Annotated in this window: 18 protein-coding genes and 1 riboswitch; of the genes, 8 read left to right on the forward strand and 10 right to left on the reverse strand. The window is 70.8% G+C overall.

Translation table 11 applies throughout. From position 1 onward, the window contains the following. Positions 1-38 precede the first annotated feature (38 nt). The 4 genes from BM393_RS18615 to BM393_RS18630 all read right to left on the reverse strand — a co-directional run bounded on the left by BM393_RS18615 (position 39) and on the right by BM393_RS18630 (position 4,828). A complete protein-coding gene (locus tag BM393_RS18615; RefSeq protein WP_091730009.1) occupies positions 39-2,369 on the reverse strand; it encodes a DEAD/DEAH box helicase in 2,331 nt (776 codons plus the stop codon). Between the two features lie 49 nt (positions 2,370-2,418). Next, positions 2,419-3,432, reverse strand: coding sequence for a hypothetical protein (locus BM393_RS18620; RefSeq protein ID WP_091730012.1), 1,014 nt, complete (start codon positions 3,430-3,432; stop codon positions 2,419-2,421). Between the two features lie 230 nt (positions 3,433-3,662). After that, the gene (locus BM393_RS18625; protein WP_141225393.1) at positions 3,663-4,166 is read right to left on the reverse strand and encodes a hypothetical protein; all 504 of its coding nucleotides are present in this window, start codon (positions 4,164-4,166) and stop codon (positions 3,663-3,665) included. Further along, a complete protein-coding gene (locus tag BM393_RS18630) occupies positions 4,163-4,828 on the reverse strand; it encodes an RNA polymerase sigma factor (RefSeq protein ID WP_175538409.1) in 666 nt (221 codons plus the stop codon). Before BM393_RS18630 ends, BM393_RS18625 begins: the two co-directional genes overlap by 4 nt. Positions 4,829-5,445: 617 nt before the next feature. Between BM393_RS18630 and BM393_RS18635 the strand changes: the two genes are divergently transcribed. Further along, positions 5,446-6,207 carry a TSUP family transporter gene (locus BM393_RS18635; RefSeq protein WP_091730025.1) on the forward strand — a complete coding sequence of 254 codons (762 nt, stop codon included), beginning with the start codon at positions 5,446-5,448 and terminating at the stop codon, positions 6,205-6,207. 155 nt (positions 6,208-6,362) lie between these two features. Then, a complete protein-coding gene (locus BM393_RS18640; protein ID WP_091731834.1) occupies positions 6,363-7,181 on the forward strand; it encodes an HDOD domain-containing protein in 819 nt (272 codons plus the stop codon). A 70-nt stretch (positions 7,182-7,251) separates the two neighbouring features. Here BM393_RS18640 and BM393_RS18645 read toward each other — a convergent pair whose 3' ends face one another. Next, positions 7,252-8,550, reverse strand: a complete 1,299-nt coding sequence (locus BM393_RS18645) for a diguanylate cyclase (RefSeq protein ID WP_091730028.1) — start codon at positions 8,548-8,550, stop codon at positions 7,252-7,254. A 276-nt stretch (positions 8,551-8,826) separates the two neighbouring features. After that, positions 8,827-8,999, forward strand: a riboswitch (FMN riboswitch). Positions 9,000-9,106: 107 nt separating this feature from the next. On the opposite strand from BM393_RS18645, the gene BM393_RS18650 reads away from it, so the two are divergent. Then, positions 9,107-9,589: a 6,7-dimethyl-8-ribityllumazine synthase gene (locus tag BM393_RS18650; RefSeq protein WP_091731838.1), complete on the forward strand. Its 483-nt coding sequence runs from the start codon at positions 9,107-9,109 to the stop codon at positions 9,587-9,589. A 175-nt stretch (positions 9,590-9,764) separates the two neighbouring features. Here the strand turns inward: BM393_RS18650 and BM393_RS18655 are convergent, their stop codons facing one another. The 3 genes from BM393_RS18655 to BM393_RS18665 form a co-directional block, all read right to left on the reverse strand. Further along, the gene (locus BM393_RS18655; protein ID WP_091730032.1) at positions 9,765-10,697 is read right to left on the reverse strand and encodes a pseudouridine synthase; all 933 of its coding nucleotides are present in this window, start codon (positions 10,695-10,697) and stop codon (positions 9,765-9,767) included. Between the two features lie 120 nt (positions 10,698-10,817). Then, the gene (locus BM393_RS18660; RefSeq protein WP_091730036.1) at positions 10,818-11,648 is read right to left on the reverse strand and encodes a hypothetical protein; all 831 of its coding nucleotides are present in this window, start codon (positions 11,646-11,648) and stop codon (positions 10,818-10,820) included. A gap of 113 nt (positions 11,649-11,761) precedes the next feature. Next, positions 11,762-13,063 carry a UDP-N-acetylglucosamine 1-carboxyvinyltransferase gene (locus BM393_RS18665; RefSeq protein ID WP_091730040.1) on the reverse strand — a complete coding sequence of 434 codons (1,302 nt, stop codon included), beginning with the start codon at positions 13,061-13,063 and terminating at the stop codon, positions 11,762-11,764. 233 nt (positions 13,064-13,296) lie between these two features. Between BM393_RS18665 and BM393_RS18670 the strand changes: the two genes are divergently transcribed. Then, positions 13,297-14,421 carry an RDD family protein gene (locus BM393_RS18670; RefSeq protein WP_091730043.1) on the forward strand — a complete coding sequence of 375 codons (1,125 nt, stop codon included), beginning with the start codon at positions 13,297-13,299 and terminating at the stop codon, positions 14,419-14,421. Between the two features lie 200 nt (positions 14,422-14,621). Here the strand turns inward: BM393_RS18670 and BM393_RS18675 are convergent, their stop codons facing one another. Then, entirely contained in the window at positions 14,622-15,446 is an 825-nt protein-coding gene (locus BM393_RS18675) for a rhodanese domain-containing protein (RefSeq protein WP_091730046.1), read from the reverse strand. A gap of 143 nt (positions 15,447-15,589) precedes the next feature. Between BM393_RS18675 and asd the strand changes: the two genes are divergently transcribed. The 4 genes from asd (at position 15,590) to BM393_RS18695 (ending at position 20,190) form a co-directional block, all read left to right on the forward strand. Continuing rightward, the gene (gene asd / locus BM393_RS18680) at positions 15,590-16,438 is read left to right on the forward strand and encodes an archaetidylserine decarboxylase (protein ID WP_091730050.1); all 849 of its coding nucleotides are present in this window, start codon (positions 15,590-15,592) and stop codon (positions 16,436-16,438) included. 143 nt (positions 16,439-16,581) lie between these two features. After that, complete coding sequence (locus BM393_RS18685; RefSeq protein WP_091730054.1) at positions 16,582-17,895, forward strand: tryptophan--tRNA ligase; 1,314 nt, start codon at positions 16,582-16,584, stop codon at positions 17,893-17,895. A 153-nt stretch (positions 17,896-18,048) separates the two neighbouring features. Further along, positions 18,049-19,752 carry an AMP-binding protein gene (locus tag BM393_RS18690; protein ID WP_091730058.1) on the forward strand — a complete coding sequence of 568 codons (1,704 nt, stop codon included), beginning with the start codon at positions 18,049-18,051 and terminating at the stop codon, positions 19,750-19,752. Between the two features lie 33 nt (positions 19,753-19,785). Beyond that, on the forward strand, positions 19,786-20,190 hold the full coding sequence (locus BM393_RS18695; RefSeq protein ID WP_091730062.1) for a YkvA family protein: 405 nt from the start codon (positions 19,786-19,788) through the stop codon (positions 20,188-20,190). Between the two features lie 7 nt (positions 20,191-20,197). Here the strand turns inward: BM393_RS18695 and BM393_RS18700 are convergent, their stop codons facing one another. After that, positions 20,198-21,094, reverse strand: coding sequence for a LysR family transcriptional regulator (locus BM393_RS18700; RefSeq protein WP_310732156.1), 897 nt, complete (start codon positions 21,092-21,094; stop codon positions 20,198-20,200). Positions 21,095-21,232: the final 138 nt, after the last annotated feature.

Genomic DNA, 21,232 nt, shown 5'->3' on the forward strand with positions numbered 1-21,232 from the left:
CCTGGTCCGGGGCCGGCTTCCGCCGCCACAGCCGCCGCTCAGTCCTCGTCCTCCGGTGACTGCAGCGGCGCCAGCAGCCGATCAATCTCGTCGGCGCTGAATTTCTCCAGACTTTCCCCGCCATCGCGGCCCAACAGGCCGTCAGCCAGCGCCCGCTTGCGGGCCTGCAGTTCGAGCATCCGCTCCTCGATCGAGCCTTCGATCACCAGCTGGTGGACGAACACCGGCCGCGACTGGCCGATCCGATGCGCGCGCGCGTGGGCCTGGGCGTCGACCGCCGGGTTCCACCATGGATCGACCTGGATGACGGTATCGGCGGCCGTCAGCGTCAACCCGACGCCGCCCGCCTTCAGGCTGACCAGCATCAGCGGCGCCTCCCCCGCCTGGAAGCGCCGGACCACCTCGCCCCGCCGCCCTTCGGGGGTGTCGCCGGTGAGCTTCATCAGCGGCACGCCCGCGTCGCGCATCGCGTCCTCGATCAGCGCCAACATGCCGGTGAACTGGGAGAACACCAGGATCGTCCGCCCCTGGGCGATCATCTCGGGCACCTTCTCCCGGAGCCAGGCGAGCTTGGCCGTCTCCATCCCTGGGGCCATCTCGATGCCCGGCACCAGCCGCGGGTCGCAGCAGACCTGGCGCAGCTTCAACATGGCGTCCAGCACCGACATCAGGCCGGAGCCGAAGATCTCAGACTCCTTCAGCAGCCGTCGCACCAGGTGGTCGGCGCCGATCCGGACGCTTTCGTACAGCTGACGTTGCCGCCCCAGCAGCGGGATGCGTTGGGTCAGCACCGTCATCGGGGGGAGATCCCGCGCGACCTCTTCCTTCAGCCGGCGCAGGATGAATGGCCGCACGCGGCTCGCGAGCTCCCGCGCGCGGCGGGCATCCCCGGTCTGCTCGATCGGCTTGCGCCAGTGGCGGGCGAAGGAGCGCGACTCGCCGAGGTAGCCCGGCATCAGGAAGTCGAACTGGGTCCAGAGCTCGCCGAGGTGGTTTTCGAGTGGCGTGCCAGTGAGCACGATCCGCTGCCCGGCACGCAGCCGCCGCAGGGCCCGTGCGGCGCGCGAGCGCGGATTCTTGACCGCCTGGGCCTCGTCCAGCACCAGCACCGAGAACGTCGGCCGGGTCAGCGCCCGCACTTCGCGCCAGGCCAAGCCGTAGCTGCACAGCAGCAGGTCGATCTCGCCCAGGCGCTTGAGCACCTCGCCGCGCTCCGCCGGATCGGCGAGCGCGGCCACCCGCAGGCCCGGCGCGACGCGCGCCGCTTCCTGCGTCCAATTGAAGATCAGCGAGGTCGGAGCGACGACCAGCGCCGGCGCCGTCAGCCGCCCGGCCTGCTTCTCGACCCACAGGTGCGCGAGCGCCTGCGCCGTCTTGCCCAGGCCCATGTCGTCGGCCAGGATGCCGCCCAACTGCTGGCGCGCCAGGTACTGCAGCCACGCCAGGCCCTGCAACTGGTACGGGCGCAGCGTGATCCCCAGCCCGGGCGGCTCGGCCGGCACGGGCGGCGGCCCGGCATCGCGCAGGCGTTGCCACATCGTGCGCAACTCGTCGGCGCCGTAGACCTGCCAACGGCTGTCCGGCGTGTCGAGCGCCGCCAGCCGCGCCGCCTCCCAAGCGGTGAGCGCCACTGGTCCGCGCCTCGATCGCTGCGCGACCAGCACGTCCAGCAGGTTGAGCATCAGCCGCTTGAGCGGCGCAGCGGTCGTGTGCAGGCGACGTCCGCCCGGCGCCTTCAGGCCCACGATCGCGTCGTCGTCGATGCCGGCGATCGCCTCGGCGTAGAGCCAGCGGCGGTCCTTGCGCAGCAGATCCCAGATCATCGGCGCCAGATCGACGCGAGTTCCCTGCACGGTCACCCCCAGGCTCAGCAGCCACGACCCTTTACGGCGCGACAGCGCCAGGCCGGGCAGCCGGTCGGCCTGGCCGGGCATCTCGGGCCGGAATCCTTCATCCGGCACGTCACCCGCGGGCTGGACCTCCAGCGACCAGGCATCGATCGCGACGCTGTGATGCGCGAAGCCGGGCAGACACTCGATCTCCCAGCCGAGACCGCGCAGCCGCGGCAACTCGTCGGCGGCGAAATCGGGAAACAGATCTTCCTGTTCCAGCGTCCAGCAGGGCGTCAGGCCATGGCCGAACGAGGCGTCCCGCCACTGCAGCATCTCCACGTCGACCGCATGCAGGGGCAGCGCCTGCCACTGCTCGAGCGCGGCCGGATCCGCCGGCCAGCGCTCCAGCCGCAGCAGCGTCACGCGATCGCCGCGCGGCCCCAGCTTGCCGTGCGGCCGCATCCCGAGCAGGCCATCGCCGCGGCTCAGGGTCTGCAAGGTCAATTTCGGCGGGAGCGGAACGGGCGGTGCGGTCATCGGGCGCGATTGTCGGTGCCGGCCGCGACGCGCGAGTCGGACCGGCCGCCTAGCCTTCCTTGCGCTCCCTGGCGTCCTTGGGCGCCCGCGGCTTGGGCAGGCCCGTCTTCGCATAGTCCGCCGGGACCTGCATCAGCGCGGCATCCGGCTCGGCGCGGCGAATGTTGCGCAACTGGTAGTTCTGCTCGCCACTGCGCGGATCTCTGGTCTGCGCGCTGACGGTGACCTTGAGATCGGGCGAGGTCCACACCTCGCGGGAGATCACGATCGGCTTCTCGTTCCCGATCTTGCCCGCGGGGATGATGCGCGTTGCCCGACCGCCGGTGACCTTGAGGCCCTCGATCTCCTTGGGCGGCAGGTCGCTCAGCGGCCCGTCGACGCCGGGGACGGTCAGCGGTTCCAGACGCAGAGCCAGGGCCGCCGGGAGCGGCGGCATCGGCGGGGTGGGGCTCGTCGGGGTTTCGACGCGGATGACGCGGACTTCCTGGCCGCCCTCGCCCGGCGCGATCACCACTGGCGTCGCCACGCGCGGCGCGGCGGGCGGCGACGGCGGCCGGAGCGTGTCGCCGCGCGGGGTTGGCTCACCGTGGGCGAAGTTCTCCTGCGCCCAATCGCGCATCTTGCGACCGTATTCGCGCATCTTCTCGTTGTAGTCGCGCATCTTGTCCTGGTACTCGCGCATGCGTTCGCCGTATTCGCGCTGCGCTTCGGCCGAGGCGCGGCCGCCGCCCAGGTAGCGGGCGGTCTTGCGCTCGGGGTCGAGCAGCCAGTTCTCGCCGCTGACCGCGTCGCGCAGGTAGACCATCTTGCGGCCCTGGCGTTCCACCTCCTGCCGTGTGCGGCCCTCGCCGTCCCGGCACAGCTGGCTGGTCTGCTGCCGGACGATGCGATTGCCGTCGGCCAGGGCCTGGACAGTCTCGTGCACGGCTTGCGCGCAATAGGGCGCGCCCTTGACGACGCGCTCGGCGCTCAGGATGTGCGTGGCGACGCCCGACTCAGCAATCAGTTCGGCGACGTCGGGGACCGGAGGCGTCGGCGGGACGGGCGGCACGACGGCGGGCATCGCGGGCGGGGAAGGTGGCGACGGGCGCGGCGAAGCCGACCCATGTGGTTGAGGCGCGGGTCGCGCGTCGGGGGCGGGCGCTGGCTGCGCGTGGACCGCGGTGGCGGCGAACGCCAGGGTGAGGGCTGCGAGTGGGGGGAAGGCGGTGTTCATGGCGGTCTCCAGGAAGCAGGGCAGCGGGAATGAAGAGGCAGGGCGATCCATGTCGAGCGATGAGGACGTCGGTCGGTTCAGGGCATGACGCGCATCGCGAGCACGTCGCCGGAGGCGTGGACGAGCAGTTCCGCCCGCACTGGGGCTGCGGCGTCCGTGGGGTCGTAAGGCAGGCCCAGCAGGGCCAGCCGCTCGCGCGGAACTTCAGCGGGAACGAGCCAGGCGGTGCTCGCGCCGGCCTTCTCGTACGCAGCCCAGCGGTCCGCCGACACCAGCACGATGAAGCCGCTGCCGGGGTTGCCCATCACGGTGGCGCCGGACTCGCCCGGCGGCGCCGAACCCAGCAGCCACACGCAGGCGACCAGCACCGACGCGCAGAGCGCGGGCCCCGCCAACGCCCAGCGCCACCGGCCGGCCTTGGCGGCCTTCTGCCGGGCGTCGAACTGGCGCCGCATCGCGTCGAGCACCGCGTCATCGCGTTCGCGCGACGGGGCGCGTTGTCTCAGGTCCTGCGCGACGGCCCAGAGCCAGTCGGCCAATCGAGCGGTGCGAGGCGGGGAGGAGTCGGTGGTCTTCATCATGCGGACTTCGATGAACGGTCGAACGCGGCGGTGTCGGCCCCGGGCCGGCACTCGTCCTGCAAGGCGGCCAGCAACCGGGCGCGGCCCCGGTGCAGGCGGCTGCGCAGCGTGTTGAGCTCGACGCCCGCGATGCGCGCCGCCTCGGCATAGGGGCGCTCCTGCAGGTCGACGAGCACCACCGCTTCGCGAAAGGTCCAGGGCAACTGCGCCAGGGCCGCCCACACGCGCGCCTGGTCCTGTGCGCGGACCAGTTGCTGCTCGGGCGCCTCGGCTGGGTCGTCGGCGGTCTCGGCGTCGGTTTCGTCATGGGCGACCGGGCGGTCCCGCCAGCGGCTCAGCAGGTGATGTCTGGCCATGCCGGCGAGGTAGGCACCGAGCGTCCCGCGGCCCGCGTCCCAGCCCTCGGGCCGGCCGGCGAACTGCACGAAGGCCTCCTGCATCGCGTCCGCCGCCCAGTCAGCTTGGCCGCACAGGGCCAGCGCGTAGCGATAGACGCCGGGCGACTCGCTGCGATACAGCGGTTCCAGCGCGCCGGCATCGCCCTGGCGCAGGCGGCGCACCAGCGCCGCGCTGGTGACGCAGGAGGTCGACGCCGAACGGGCGTCGGGCTCGGCGTCAGGGTTCGGGCGGGCGCGGCCGGCCAGGCGGGTCCACAAGCTCATCGGCGTTCGGCGTGGTCGTTGCGTCGGTGGCGGAACGGCGACCGGCGGTCGCCGAGGAGTTCGGCAGCGCGAGACCGCGTCTCGCAGCATGACCGTATTGCGCGAGCGGCGCCAAAAGTTCCCGGCACGCAAAAAAGAACAGCCCGCCAGCGCGCGCACCACCCCCATGTTTCAGGGAAATGACACCTTCGCGCCACACCGGCGGCCCTCGCCCGAGCGCGAGAACAGTGCGGCGTGCGATGTTCGCAAATCGTTTTCGTTGGGGCCATTTTGCGCAAGTGAGGGCCGGCTAACCGTTCCATCTTGGTGCATGCGCCGGGTGAAAACCCCAAGTGCGTGCATGGGGACCGGGTCCTAGCATCCATCCCACTCGACGCGACACCCGTCCCGCGCCAGCGACAAGCCGACGCCAAGGGGGTTGCCTACGGGGGCTGAGGAGACAAACAGATCAAACCAACACCAACGAATCGCAGTGACACTGTCACAATTCGCGGGCACCTGAATCAGGTGCCCGTTTTGTTTTCGGGGTCCGGTGTTGTGCGTTCCCAGCGATCGTTCGCGGCCCATGTCCGCAGCCTCGCGACCGAGGCTGCTCCTGCCCTTGCGAATCGCTGTTCATGATCGAGTTGTTCACCGCGGCCGTCGCGTCGCTGCTGGCCGGTTTTGTCGATGCCGTCGTGGGCGGCGGCGGGTTGATCCTGGTCCCCGCGCTGTTCAGCGTCTATCCCAACGCGGCGCCCGCCACCCTCTTCGGCACCAACAAGGGCGCCGCCATCTGGGGGACTGCCTGGGCCACCCATCAATATGCGAAGCGCGTGTCGCTGCCCTGGCTGGCGTTGATGCCGGCGGCGGGCGCCGCGTTGGTCGGCAGCTTCGCGGGCGCCTGGGCGGTGACGCAGGTGGATCCGAGCGGGCTGCGCAAGGCCTTGCCGGCGATCCTGCTCGGCGTGCTGCTGTACACGCTGGCGAAGAAGGACCTCGGCCGGCACCATGCCCCCCGTCACGAGACGACGACGCAGACGCTCATCGCCAGCGCGATCGGCCTGACGATCGGCTTCTACGACGGTTTCTTCGGCCCGGGCACCGGCAGCTTCTTCGTCTTCCTCTTCGTGCGCCTGCTGGGCTTCGATTTCCTGCACGCCTCCGCGACCGCCAAGCTGCTGAACACGGCGACCAACTTCGCGGCGCTGGTGCTGTTCGCGGCCAAGGGCCACGTCTGGTGGCACGTCGCCGCGGTGATGGCGGTGGCCAACGTCCTCGGCAGCCTGGTCGGCACGCGCATGGCGCTGGCCAAGGGCGCCGGGTTCGTGCGCGGCATGTTCGTCGTCGTGGTGTCGCTGCTGATCCTCAAGACCGGCTACGACGCCTTCCTGCGCTGACACCGCGCCGCGAACCACGCCGCGGCCGCCGGCGTACACCGTCCCCGGGAACGCCAAACGCCCCGTGAACAACTCGTCACTGGCTGTCCGCCAAAGGCGGGATGCCGGCGTCCCGCCGCCCGGGCTACCATCCGACCAAACAACCGCTGCTCACCATGCCTGTCGATCCTCAACTGCGTGCGCTGGATATCGAGATCCCGACCCAGCCGGAAGTGCTGGTCAAGCTCTCGCTGCTGATGGCGGACGAGGACATCGACCTGCAGGCCGTCTCCTCCCTGGTGGAAACCGACATGGCGCTGGCCGCCGCCGTGCTGAAGGCGGTGAATTCCTCGCTCTACGGCCTGCGAGGCCGGGTCCAGACGGTGCACCAGGCGCTGACCTACCTGGGCATGCGCGAGGTCGCCGCGATCACCTTCGAGATGGGCCTGCGCGCCGCCTTCCCGCCCGCCGTCGAGCTTGAACCCGTCTGGTCTCGCGCCGCCAAGCGCGGCCTGCTGATGGGCCGCATGGGACAGATGCTCGGGGTGGACCCCTGGGCGGCGCACTCGGCCGGCCTGTTCGAGGAATGCGGCAAGGCGGTGCTCTATCGCCACGCGCCCGGGCATTACCCGGCGATGCTGCGGGCGGCCGGCAGCGACAAGGAACTGGTCCAACTGGAGCACACCGCCTTCGGCGTCAGCCATGACGCGCTGGGCGCGGCCCTGTGCGAGAGCTGGGGCCTGGCGCCCGCGGCCGTGGCCAGCGTGAGATACCACGTGCAGGTGCAGGATGAGCTGCAGATGCCCGAGGCCATGCAGCGCCGCGGCGTCGGCGCGATCTCGCTGGTCGCCTGGACGCTGATGAACAAGCCGGAGTCGCTCGACGAGACGGTGATGGAGATCGCCCCGCAGGCGCAGCTCGACGAGACGCTGATGCTGCGCGCCGCGCGCCGCGTTGAAGAGCAGCTCCAGCAGGCGGAATCGCGCGGCCGCTGATCGCGCCGCACCGCGCCCGTTGCCACGACGGCCGCCCTCCGGGGCGGCCGTTCCGTTTGGGAAGACGGGTTCAGGACGCCAGGCAGAGCCGGTCGCGGCCCATGTGCTTGGCCAGGTAGAGGGCTTCGTCCGCCGCCTGCATCAGCGCCTGCGCGCTCAGGTAGGGATGGCCGGGTTGCGAGGCCGCCAGGCCGGCGCTGAGGGTCACGATGCCTTCGTCCGGTGCGCCGTCGGGGAGCGCGCCATGCGGCACCGCGAGCGAGCGCCACGCATCGCACAGCGTCTCCATCAGCCCTTGCGCCGCCTCGGCGTCCAGGCCGGGCAGCAGCACGGCGAATTCCTCGCCGCCCAGGCGGGCGACCAGGTCGGTGTCGCGCTGGAAATGATCCGCCAGCAACCGGGCCAGGCGGCGCAGCACCTCGTCGCCGGCGCCGCGGCCGTGGTGCGCGTTGAACGGCTTCAGGTGATCGATATCCAGGATCGCCAAGGCCAGCCGGCCTTGATCGCGCTGCGCCCGCTTGAATTCGCGCCGCAGCGCCGCGTCGAACTCCCGCCGGTTCGCGATGCCCGTCAGCGCGTCGTGCCGCTCCATCGAGGCCAGCTCCCTGCGCTTGGCCTCCAGCGACCGCTCCGCCTGCTGCAGGGCCCGATGCTGGCGCGCGATTTCCTCGCGCATCTCGCGCCCACGCGACTGCTCGCGATGCAGCTCGTCGCCGAGCGAGGTGCGTACGTGGTCGATGGCCTGCTCCAGCTGCAGCAGTTCGCGCGGTCGCGGCTCGTGGGCCTCCGGCCAGAACGGCGAGGGCGGCGGCAGTGTCGGATCGAAGCGGCTGGCCTGCTCGGACAGCCGCCGCAACTGCTGCAGCACCCAGCGGTCCAGCAGCAGCACCGCGGCCAGCCCGAGCGCCGTCGCGATGGCCAGGTGGATGAGCGTGCTGCGCAGCAGCGGATCGCGTCGCAGGGTATCCAGCACGGTCGCGGCGGTGGCCTGCAGGCGCAGCTCGCCGGTGTCGGCGAGGGAGAACTCGGCGCTCTCGCCGGGCTCGCCGTCGTCGTCGGACAGGGCACGGAACTGCTCGCCGTCCGGCGTGCGCAGTTCCACGCGGCGCAGCTTGTGGCGGGTCAGGATGTGATGCAGCAGGCCATGCACGGCTTCCGGCTTCTGGGGGCGTTGCTGCAGGCTGTAGGCGAGGGGGCCGGCATACATCAGGGGGATGGCGCTCAGCTCCGCGCCGGTCTCCGCGGCGCGCTGCAGCGTGGTCTGGCGCAGCTGCCAGCCGCTGGACAGCACGATCAGCAGCAGGCCCAGCGCGAGCAGCGCCAGCAGCGGGCGCGCGCCGAGCGAGATGCGGATGGCCTTGTGGGTCATGGGTGGATGCCAGGGCCGCGACCGGAGTCGCGGCGGGTCGCCGTCAAGTCACCGTCGAGCCATTGTGCCGAGCCGCGCCCGGCGCTTTCCCCGGGGAAACTCCAAGCGGGACGTCGCCCGGCGTTCCCCGCGGCGATCCGGACGGGCCGTCGGCGGATCGAGGATCGCCCCACCGACCCTTCCCTTCAGGGTCTTGCGCCGAGGCGACATCGACGCCGCGCCGCGCTGCCTAGAATCCGCCCGCCCCGCCGCGCTTTCCCCCGAAGGCGCGAGGGGCAGCGTTCTCAGGGCGGGGTGGAAGTCCCCACCGGCGGTATCCGGGACGCGGTCGTCAGGCCGTCGATCCCGGGAGCCCGCGAGCGCCCGGCATCGCCCTTGCGGTGCCGGGGTCAGCAGACCTGGTGAGAGGCCAGGGCCGACGGTCACAGTCCGGATGAAAGAGATCGCGTCCATCGTCGGCCTCGCGGGCCGGCGCAAGCGTTCGCGCCTGCGCCGCCGGGCGGCCGCGTTGTGCGTGCGCGCCCTGATTCATCGTTCCACCTTGCAAAGGGTTCACATGAATCAGACCCCCCTCCACTCCCCCTCCTCCGCCGTCCCCCGCGTGGCCATCGTGTCCGCGAGCTGGCATGCCGACCTGGTCGGCCGATGCCGGGAGGCCGCGATCCGCGGCCTCGAGGCTTCAGGCCCCGTTCGCGTCGAGACCTTCGAGGTCCCCGGCGCCTTCGAGATCCCGCTGCATGCGATGAAACTCGCCCGCGGCGGGCAGTTCGATGCGGTGCTCGCCTGCGCGCTGGTCGTCGACGGCGGCATCTACCGCCACGACTTCGTCGCGCAAGCCGTCATCGACGGGCTCATGCGGGTGCAGCTCGATACCGGCGTGCCGGTGTTCTCGGCGGTGCTGACGCCGCTGGCCTTCCACGAGCATGCGACCCACCACGGGTTCTTTCACGAGCACCTGGTGGTCAAGGGCACCGAGCTCGCGAGCGCTTGCCGCGCGACCTTGGCGGCGTTGCGGCGGCTCGATGCGTTGACGGCCTGAGCGGCGCTCGACGCGCTCGATGCGCTCGACGTTGCGAGGCGTGCGGGGCGCTTGAGCGCCCTGCTGGCGGTGCTCGCGTGCCGTCGCCAAGCGCGGCCCATCACAGGGCATGGGGCGTCCCGTCCGGGAACCCCAAGCCCTGTTCCGGGCCCAGTGAGATCCAGGCGCTCGGGCCTTATCCAGGCGCGGGGGACCCGGCCAGCTTCAGGGAAGTCACGAACTTCCGCGGCTGGCCGCTGATCGGATCGGTGAAGGCGATCTCGCGCGCCAGCAACTGCAGCGGCCGGCTGAAATCCACCTCGTCCTCGACCGGGCGCAGCACCGGATAGATGCGGTCGCCCTCGATGGGCAGACCCAGCGCGCACAGCTGCGCTCGCAACTGGTGCTTCACGCCGCTGTGCGGCCGCAGCTCGTAACGGGCGCGGTCCGCGGCCAGGCGCTCGATCAGCGCAATGCGCGTGCGCGCGTTCGGCTCGCCCGCCACCGTGCGCATCTGCATGAAGTCCACCGGATGCTCCTCGAGACGACTCTCGTAGTCGAAAGGGAGCCGCGCGGCGACCTCGTCGCGCCACGGGGCAATCGCCTCGTAGACCTTCTCCACATCGCGATCACGGAAAAGGCGCTGGTAGGCGTCACGCGTCGCGGGCCGGACCGAGAACAAGGTCAGCCCCGCGGTCTCGCGGTCAAGCCGGTGGATCGGACTCAGGTCCGCCAAGCCCGTCTCCCGGCGTAGCCGCGTCAGCAAGGTCTGCTGCACGTAGCGGCCCTTGGGCGTCACCGGCAGGAAGTGCGGCTTGTCCGCCACCAGCAGGTGCTCGTCCAGATGCAGCACGCGCACCTGGCCCGGGACCTCGGGCTCCGCCGCGAGCCAGCGCCAGTAGTAGAGGCGCCGCTGCGCCCGGTAAGGTGCGTCCGGCGAGAGCGGCGTGCCGGCGTCGTCCAGCACGTCGCCGCGCTTCATGCGCATCGCCCAGTCGTCGCGTGCGACCAGCGGCAACCGCTCGGCCAGGAAGTCCAGCACCAGCGGCCATGACCCCGGCGGGCAGGCCAGCGCGCTCGCGGCAACACCGTCTCGCAGCGGCAGTTCGAGCTTGGGAGGGCGGGCCATGGCGAGTCGTCGAAGAGCGTCGAGGGAGTGGCGGTGAGCGCGGGCGGCGGTGAGCGGGACCGGTGAGCGAGGTCGGTGGGCGGGAGGGGATCTGAGGAGGGCGGTCGTTCGATCAGGCGATCACTCGATCTGTGCGGGTCCGCGCGCGCGTTCGTCGAGGAAGCGGTTCAGTCGCTGCAGGTCGTCGGCGTCGATCGGGGTGCCCTTGCGCCAGGCCCTGATCCAGGCCTCGCGCTGCGGATCGGCGGCGAGCTGGCGCACCGCCTGGTCCATGGCCTCGATCGCGCGCCGGCCGTCCGGCGTGCGGCTGCAGCCGGCGGTGGCCACCAGCGTGCTGCGGCCCTCGACCAGCGGCAGCTTGACCAGCTCCGGGGGTCCGGCGTGGCTGGCGCTGAAGTCGTCGACGGTCACCGGGTACTCGAGCGTGTAGTCCATCCGCCGGGCGCGCAGCATCGGCAGCAGATGGGCGCCGCGGCCGGCGACGACCGAGCGCGGCGCCCGCTCGGGATGCTCCGCGAGCATGCGGTCGATGCGCGGTCCGAAGCTGCGGTCGCGCGGCAGCAGGCCGGTGAGGTCGGTGCGGCGCAGCAGGTCGGCGAGCTGCAGGGGCTGGCCGTTCGACGCGAACTTCGCCAGGTCCTCGCGGCGCACCACCACGTGGATCTGGCGCGAGAGCATCGGCGGATGAAGCGTGGTGAAGTACAGCCACTGCAGCCGCTCGGGCGTGCGCACGTGCAGCACGGAACAGATCGTCTCGCCCTGGCGCACCTGGGCCTCGAAACGCGGCAGGCTCAGCTCGATGAACTCGTGGCGGTACTGCGGCATGCGCTCGATGAGCAGCCGCAGGAAGCCGTCGACCTCGCCGTCGCCGAGATCCTCGACGCGCTGCGGCGGCCGCTTGTCGCGGTAGGCGAAGTGCGGCGGCATGTCCTGCACCAGCCAGCGCAGCACGGGCGGCGCGGAGGGGGCGGCCGCTGTCGCCCCCGGCGTTGCGGCCGGTGTCGCGCCCGGCGGTGTCGGCTGCGCGGCGGCGCAGGCCGCCGTCAGAATCGCCCAGGTGGCGATCAGTCGCCGTCGACCCATTCCACCTTGGCGCCGAGGCGGGTGATGTTCTCGGCGAACTGCGGATGCGCGCGACGGACTGGCGTCGCGTTGCGGATGACCGACTTGCCGGGGATGCTGGCCGCCACCATCAGCAGCGCGATCGCGACGCGGATGATGTAGGGGCTCTCGACCTCGGCCGGGCTCAGCGTCTTGCCGCCGAAGGTCACCATCCGGTGCGGGTCGGACAGGAAGGCATGGGCGCCGAACTTGGACAGCTCCGTGGTCCAGCCCATCGCGCCGTCGTAGACCTTGTTCCAGAACATCACGCTGCCCTCGGCCTTGACGCCCAGCGCGACGAAGATGGGCAGCAGGTCCACCGGCAGGTAGGGCCAGGGGGCCGCCTCCACCTTCTGCAGGATGTTGCGGGTGAAGGGCTCCTTGACCTTGAGCTTGCCGTCGACCACCGCGTGCGACCAGCCGTCCTCGTGGACGATCTGGACGCCGAACTTGGCGAAGGTGCGGTCGATCAGCGGGAACTGTTCCGGATGCGAGTTCTTGACTCTCACGTCGCCGCCGGTGATGGCGCCCAGGGCGAGGAAGGTCACGATCTCGTGGAAGTCCTCGGCGAAGGTGAACTCGCCGCCGCCCAGTTCCTTCACGCCGTGGATGGTCAGGCGTGAGGTGCCCAGGCCCTCGAGCCTGGCGCCCAGCATCTGCATGAACTGGCAGAACTCCTGCACGTGCGGCTCGCTGGCCGCGTTCATCAGCGTCGAGGTGCCGTGCGCCAGCGCGGCGCAGAGCACGAAGTTCTCGGTCGTGGTCACGGACGCGTAGTCGGTCCAGTGGTCGTTGGCCTTGAGCTGGCCGGGGACCTGCAGCAGCAGGCCGTCCGCGGCGCGGTCAACGCTGGCGCCGAAGCGCTCGAAGACCTCCACGTGCGGATCGATCTCGCGCGCGCCCAGCGTGCAGCCCTTGACGTCGTCCTCGATGCGCGCGGCGCCGAAGCGCGCCATCAGGCCCGGCACCAGCATGATCGACGAGCGCATCTCCTCGGGCAGGTGGTCCTTGGCCGCGTCGAAGTGGGTGTCCCGGTGATGCAGGTCCAGCACGCCGCTCTTGAAGTCCACGGCGACATGGCTACCGAGATTGCGGAAGACCTCGAGGATCTTCTTGACGTCGGTGATCTCCGGCACGCCGTGCAGCCGCACCGGTTCGCGGGTCAGCAGCGTCGCGCACAGGATGGGCAGGACGGCGTTCTTGTTGGCCGAGGGAACGATGCGGCCCTTCAGGGGCGAGCCGCCGTGGACGATGAGATTGGACATGGCCTGGCGCGGAGCGCGCGGTGGGAATCGGTGGGCGAGCGCGAATTATCGGGGGTCGTTCGATGGCCCGGCGCCCGGTCGGGACATGGGGCGACATCTTGCAACGCGGCCGGACCGCCCGCCAGCGCGCGTCCCTTCCGGCGCCGGAGGAAAACTTCCGCCCGCTCGCTGCGTCGCCGCTAGGGGAAGTCATGGGCCTGCGGGCCGGGTCCCGCTCGCGACAATGCCGGCCCATGACCACGCCCGTCGATCCGTCCCCGTCGGCTGCCGCCCCGGCGCTGCCCGACAGCCCGGCGCCCGTTCCCCTCCCCACCACCGCAGCCGCTGCCGCCTCTGCCACCACCGCGGCCGCAGCCGTCGCCTCTGCAACCGTCGCCTCCGCCGCGGTTCCCGCTCGCGCTGCCCCGACCGCCCCGAGCGCTGCGACCGGCGAGGCGCCGCAGGACCCGCGCGACTGGATCACGCCGGAGGACCTCAACGTCGCGCCCGCGCTGCTGGGCCTGCCGCTGGCCTCGCCGTGGCAGCGCGCCAAGGCGATGGCGGTCGACGTGACCCTGGTGACGGTGCTTTCCAACTTCGGCAACACGCCGCTGCTGGCGGGCTTCTGCTGGATCGCGTGGCGCTGGCACAAGCACCAGCGTGCCTCGCGCGGCGAGTTGCGGGCGGACAGCGGCTGGCTCGGCTGGGCGCCGGCGCTGTGCCTGGTCGCGTTCGGGCTGTACTCGAGCACGATGGAGCACATCGACGAGCCGACGAAGCAGGCGCGCCGCGAGGCCGTCGCCGCCGCTTCCCCCGACCGGAACGACCGCTCGGACGACGAGTCGGACGAGGCCGGTGCCGAGACGAAGGACCTGGTGAAGGCAGCGGTCGCCGCGGCGGCCTCGGCCGCGAGCGCGGGCGAACTGGATCTGGCGCGGCTCGAGCACGACCGGGAGTTGCAGCGCAAGGCCGACCGGGTGCGCATCAAGGCCTTGCAGGAGGAGGTCCGCAAGCTCAAGGACGAGGCCAAGCGCTCGCCGATCGAGAAGCTGCGGCACTGGTGGGAGCTGGTGGGCCTGAACCTGGCCTGGGCCTTCGCGTATTTCGTTGCTTTCCCGCTGATCTGGCCGGGCCAGACGCCGGGCAAGAAGCTGATGGGCCTGCGCATCGTCGAGCTCACTGGCAAGCCGCTCAAGCCGATGCTCTGCGTGCGCCGCTACGGTGGCTACGCGGCCGGCGCCACCACGGGCGGCATGGGCTTCCTGCAGATCCTGTGGGACGCCAATCGCCAGGGCCTGCACGACAAGGCTGCCCACACCGCGGTCATCGACATCCGCAACCCCCGCCGCCTGCGCCTGACGGAAGACCTCACCGGCTGACCGCCCCGGCCGCTCTGCCAAGGCCCTACGTCAGCGAGCGCCCGTCCCGCGCTCACGAAAGACCTCGCCGGCGACCACCCCGGCCGCTTCGCCAAGGCCCGCCGTCAGCGAGTGCTTGTGGGGCCGGAACGATGCGGGGGGTTCACGGACGTGATGCCCCCCGCGTCGTGGAGTGCCCGCGCCTGGCCCAACGGAGTCGATCAGCCTTTCGAAGGATCCAAGCGCCTCGCCCGCGCCAACCGCCAAGCCTCGGCCGGATCATCCCCATAGACCTCTTCCGCCGTCGTATCGGTCTCCCTCCGCTGGGTGTCGATCGCGATGCGCTTGTCGAAGACGAAGCACTCTCCGCGCCAATCCACCTCGGCATCGGGCATCTGTTCGAAGTAGTTGAGGATGCCCCCATCGAGCTGCCGCACCGTCAAGCCGCGCTCGGCCATCCAGCCGGACATTTTTTCGCAGCGGATCCCACCGGTGCAGTACATCGCGACGGTCTTCCCCTCGCGACGCCAGGTTTCGGCGTGCGCTTCCACGTACGCGGGGAAGTCGCGAAAGTGCCGCACGCCGGGGTCGATGGCGCCTTCGAAATGGCCGAGCGTGAACTCGAAGTGGTTGCGGTTGTCGAGCACGACGACGTCGTCTCGCCGGATCAGCTCGCGCCATTCGCTGGGCGAGACGTGGGTGTCGCGCGGGTCGGCCAGGCCGGTGACGCCGTCCAGTCCGAAGGCCACGAGTTCCGGCTTTTCATGCACCTTGAGCAGCGTGAACGGCCGCGTGGTGCAGAAGCTGCGTTTGAAGCGCAGGTCGGCGAAGGGAGGTTCGGCGCGCAAGGCGGCCTCGTAGGCGTCGAGCGCCGGCACGGGGCCGCCGAGTGCGCCGGTGATGCCTTCGGGCGCCAGCAGCAGGTTGCCGCCGATGGTGTTCCCGAGGGTCTGGTTGAGCTCGCGCAGGCGCTGGGCGAGCGCGGTCGTGTCGTCCAGGCGGACGAACTTGTAGAACGAGCTGTGCTGGTGCTCGGGGGCGGCCATCGGGGGGCAGAGGGGTGCAGAAGAGGGAAACCGCGATGGTACCGGGGGACGCGCGCCGCCCGGGACCAACCCGGGTGCGGGACCGTTCCTTGCCCGCCTAGAATCCGCCACCCTTTTTCCCGCCCTTCCGGGGGCCCACCGCTGTGTCCGATCGCCTTGCCGTCCTGCCTCAATACCTGATGCCCAAGCTGGCCATGACGCGCCTGGCCGGGCGCTTGGCGAGCGCGGAACTGGGCGGCTTCACGACCTGGACGATCCGGCGCTTCATCGACCGCTACGGCGTGAACATGGCCGAGGCGGCCGAGTCCGATCCCGCGGCGTACGCGACCTTCAATGAGTTCTTCACCCGCGCGCTCAAGCCCGGCGCCCGCCCGCTGGCGGATGCGCCGCTGATCTGCCCGGTCGATGGCGCCATCAGCCAGTTCGGCCCGATCCGCGCGGACCAGCTCTTCCAGGCCAAGGGCCACCAGTATTCGACGGCGGCGCTGCTGGGCGGCGACCAGCACCTGGCCGCGCAGTTCCGCGACGGCCACTTCGCGACGATCTACCTCAGCCCGCGCGACTACCACCGCATCCACATGCCCTGCGGCGGCCGCCTGGTGCGCATGGTGCATGTGCCGGGCGACCTGTTCTCGGTGAACCCGGTCACCGCGCGCGGCGTGCCGGGCCTGTTCGCGCGCAACGAGCGCGTGGTCTGCCTCTTCGAAGGCGAGTTCGGCCCCTGGGTGCTGGTGCTGGTCGGCGCGACCATCGTCGGCTCGATGGCCACGGTCTGGCATGGCGTCGTCAATCCGCCAAGACCGGGCCGTCCCCGTACCTGGCATTACGAGAACGAGCATTTCAGCTACGAGCGTGGCGCCGAGATGGGCCGCTTCCTGCTCGGCTCGACCGTCGTGATGCTGTTCCCGAAGCACCTGCCGATGCAGTTCAACGCGCATTGGCAGCCCGGCAGCGCGGTGCGCCTGGGCGAGCCGATGGCGACGCTGGGCTGACGCGCCTCCCCGGCGTCCCCCTCAAGGGGTCCCCCCACGCATTCCCCGGCGCCTCCCCCAACGCATCGCCATTGGAGGGGGCCCGCGCCGGTCCGCCTTTGCGGGACAATCGCCGTTTTGCGAAACGACGGCGACGAGCTCCCATGACCCTGCGTGTCCTGACCGGCATCACGACCACCGGCACCCTGCACCTCGGCAACTATGTCGGCGCGGTGCGCCGCGCCATCGCGGCCAGCCGCGAGCCCGGCGTCGAGAGCTTCTTCTTCATGGCCGACTACCACGCGCTGATCAAGTGCGACGAGCCGGCCCGCATCGAAGCCTCGCGCCTGCAGATCGCCGCCACCTGGCTGGCCGCCGGCCTGGACACGAGCCGGGTGGTGTTCTACCGCCAGAGCGACATCCCCGAGATCCCCGAACTGACCTGGCTGCTGACCTGCGTCACCTCCAAGGGCCAGATGAACCGCGCCCATGCGTACAAGGCCTCGGTGGATGCCAACGTCGCCGCGGGCGAGGACCCGGACGCCGGTATCACGATGGGTTTGTACAGCTATCCGATCCTGATGGCCGCGGACATCCTGATGTTCAACGCCCATCGCGTGCCGGTCGGCAAGGATCAGGCGCAGCACATCGAGATGGCGCGCGACGTCGCGCAGCGCTTCAACCACACCTTCAAGGCCGAGCTGTTCGTGCTGCCCGAGGCCAGCATCGACGAGGAGATGGAGCTGCTGCCGGGTCTGGACGGTCGCAAGATGTCCAAGAGCTACGACAACGTGATCCCGCTGTTCGAAGGCGGCGCGAGGGCCCTGCGCGAGGCGATCTCCAAGATCGTGACCGACTCGCGCCTGCCCGGCGAGCCCAAGGAGACCGAGGGCTCGCACCTGGTCCAGATCTACGACGCGTTCGCCACGCCGGCGCAGCGCCAGGCCTTCCGCGCTGCGCTGCACGGCGGCCTGTCCTGGGGCGAGGCCAAGGACCAGCTGTTCGCGCTGGTCGATGCCGAGATCGGCCCGATGCGCGAGCGCTACGACGCGCTGATGGCCAACCCCGAGAAGATCGAGGCCATCCTGATGGAAGGCGCCGCCAGGGCCCGCGCCATCGCCGCGCCGCTGCTGGCCCGCGCCCGCGAGGCCGTCGGCCTGCGCCGCTTCCAGCCGCTGGCCGCGCCGGTCGCGCAGGCGGTCAAGGTCAAGTCGACCGTCCCCGCGTTCAAGCAGTACCGCGAATCCGACGGGCTCTTCTACTTCAAGCTGCTCGCCGCCGACGGCACGCTGCTGCTGCAGAGCACCGGCCTGCCGCAGGGCAAGGAAGCCGGCCAGTGGGTCGCCAAGCTCAAGCGCGACGGCGCTGCGGCGCTCGATGGCGCGCCGGTGTCCAGAGAAGTGGGCGACGGGCTGCTGCTGCCGGCGCTCGAGGCGCTGGTCGCGGCGGAGCTCGAGGCGGCGGCCGCCAAGGGCTGAGCGTCTACCCCCGTGTCCAAAGGAAACCCTGGTTTAGGGTGCCAAGTCGATCACGGTCATCGAAGAAACCCGCTCGTTGCCTCGCGCGGGCCGGCGTAGTCTCCGGCGCTGATTCCGTCCGGTTTCAGCACCATCACAACAAGGAGACCACCGATGTCCACGACCCGCCTGCCGGCTGATTCCCTCGCGTTGCAACGCCTGTACGCCTGGGAGCTCGACACGCCGAACCGGGTCACGCTGCGCCAGCCGATGGGCGGCGGCGTGGTGAAGGACTTCACCTGGAAGGAAGTCGCGGACCAGGCCCGCCGCATGGCCGCCCACCTGAAGACGCTGGGCCTGGAGCAGGGCTGGGAACCGGGCGCGCGTGTCGCCATCCTGTCGAAGAACTGCGCCTGGTGGCTGATGAGCGACCTCGCCATCTGGATGGCGGGCTACGTCAGCGTGCCGCTGTACCCGACGCTGGCCGCGGACACCATCCACCAGATCCTCAGCCACAGCGAGTCCAAGCTGCTCTTCGTCGGCAAGCTCGACGGCTGGGAAGGCATGCGGCCCGGCGTGCCGCTGGGGCTGCCGTGCATCTCCTATCCGGTCTCGCCGGAGGACGCGCAGGACGCCTACGACCACTGGGACGCGATCTGCGCCGAGACGCCGCCGCTCAAGGGCAAGCCGACCCGCGGCGCCGATGAGCTGGCCACCATCATCTACACCTCCGGCACGACCGGCGCGCCCAAGGGCGTGATGCACTCGTTCGGCAACTTCGCCTGGGCGATCGGCTCGGGCCTGAAGCGCATCCCGCTGACCGAGTCCGACCGCATGCTGTCCTACCTGCCGCTGGCGCATGTGGTCGAGCGGGCGCTGGTCGAGCACGGCTGGCTGCACACCGGCATGACGGTGTACTTCGCCGAGAGCCTGGACACTTTTGCCGCCGACCTGCAGCGCGCCCGGCCGACGGTCTTCTTCTCGGTCCCGCGGCTGTGGACCAAGTTCCAGCAGGGCGTTCAGGCCAAGGTGCCGCAGCCCAAGCTCGAGCGGCTGCTCAAGCTGCCGATCATCGGCAAGCTGGTGCGCAGGAAGATCCTCAAGGCGCTGGGCCTGGACGAATGCAAGTTTGCCGCCGGCGGTGCCGCGCCGATGCCGGTCGCGCTGCTGAAGTGGTACCGCGCGCTGGGCCTGCCGATCAACGAGGGCTACGGCATGACCGAGAACCTGGCGCTGTCCCACATCACCGTGCCGGGCCAGGACCAGATCGGCAGCGTCGGGCCCGCTTACGACGGCGTGCAGGTGCGCCTGGATCCGATCACCGGCGAGCTGCAGATGAAGAGCCAGGCGCTGATGCTGGGCTACTACAAGCAGCCGGAACTGACGGCCGAGACGCTCACCGCCGACGGCTGGCTGCACACCGGCGACAAGGCGGAGATCTCCGACAAGGGCGCGCTCGCGGGCTGCGTGCGCATCACCGGCCGGGTGAAGGATCTCTTCAAGACCAGCAAGGGCAAGTACGTGTCGCCGGCGCCGATCGAGGACCGGCTGTCGACGCATCCCGCGATCGAGGCCTGCGCGGTGACCGGCGCCAACTTCGCGCAGCCGGTGGGCATCGCGATGCTGTCGCCCGAGGCCGCCGCGCGCGACCGCGGCGCGCTGGAGCAGGAACTGGCCGCCCACCTGGAGAAGGTCAATGCGCGCCTGGACCCGCACGAGCAGCTCGAGTGCCTGATCGTGACGGCCACGCCGTGGACGGTCGACAACGGCCTGATCACGCCGACGTTCAAGGTGCGCCGCAACCGGGTCGACGAGGTCTACGGCCCGCGCCTGGAAAACTGGATCGGTCAGCGCCGGAAAGTCATCTGGGCCGACTGAGCCCCGCTCGCGCGATGAGGGCATGATGCGCGGATGAAACGCGGATCCCTCAAGCGCTGGGCGGCCCTGCTCAAGGGCGAGCTGCTCACCGTCTTCTACGCGGCCCGCGATCCCGAGGCGCCCTGGCTGGCGCGCCTTGTCGCGATCGCGGTCGCCGCCTACGCGCTCAGCCCGATCGACCTGATCCCGGATTTCATCCCGGTGCTGGGCCTGCTCGACGACCTGATCCTGGTGCCGCTGGGCTTCTGGCTGGTGCTGCGCCTGATGCCGCCGGCGGTGATCGCCCGGGCGCGCCAGCGCGCCGCCGCGCAGCGCGGCCGCTTGCCGCGCAACCTCAAGGTGGCCGGCGCGATCGTGGTGGTGTGGGTGCTGCTGCTGGCGCTGCTCGTCATGTGGCTGGTGGGCCGCTCCGGCGGCGCACCCGCCGGGACCGTCTGAGCTCGCGTCAATCGGGCCCGAGGCCCTTCTTCGCCAGCGTCTCCGCCACCCACTCGATGAAGACGCGCATGCGCGCCGAGACATAGCGGTTGGGCGAATAGACCAGGTAGACCGGCACCGCGTTGTGATGCCATTCGGGGAACAGCGGCACCAGCTCGCCGCTGTCGAGCTGGTCCTGCACCGCGTACCGGGCCAGCTGCACGACGCCCAGGCCGGCCAGGCCGGCCGCGACATAGGCGTTGCTGTCGTTGACGTCCAGCCGCCGACGGCCCTCGATCTCGACGCGCTCGTCGCCGCGATGGAAGACGAAGGGGAACACCCGCCCGGTGCGCGACGAGAAGTAGCCCACCGCCTGATGCGGCTCCTGGTCCAGGTCCTGCGGCGCCAGCGGCGTGCCGTGCTTCTGGAGGTAGGCCGGCGCGGCGCAGGTGCAGAACTGGATCTGCCCGACCCGCCGCGCCACCAGCCCGGCATCCTGCACCGCGCCCACGCGCAGCACGAAATCGACGTTGTCGACCAGCAGGTCGATCGCGCGGTCGCTCACGCCCAGCGCGATCTGGATGTCGGGGTAGCGGTCATGGAAGTCCGCCAGCGCCGGGATCAGCACCCGCGAGCCGGTCAGCGTCGTCACGTCCACGCGCAGGCGGCCGCGGGGCTTGCTCTGGTCGTGGAGCATCCCCTGGTCGATGGCCTCCAGCTCGCTGAGCAGGGCCATGGTGCGCTCGTAATAGGCGGCGCCGTCCTGCGTGACGCTCACCTTGCGGGTGGTGCGCGTCAGCAACTGCACCCGCAGCCGCGCTTCCAGCGCCTGCACCAGGCGCGTCAAGCTGGCCTTGGGCAGGTCCATCGAGTCGGCCGCCTTGGTGAAGCTGCCGGTTTCCACCACCCGGGCGAACGCCCGCATTTGCACGATCCGGTCCATCGACACCCTCGCTCTGGCGGCCCGGAAGATGGGGGACTGCTGGCGGGCCGACGGGCGATTCTCAGGGAATCCGCACGGTCGTGCGCGTTCCGCTCCGAATCGGCCTTTTGCGCCGCGTTC

Origin of the sequence: Mitsuaria sp. PDC51, assembly GCF_900113225.1 — a bacterium.
Classification (GTDB): Bacteria; Pseudomonadota; Gammaproteobacteria; order Burkholderiales; family Burkholderiaceae_C; genus Roseateles.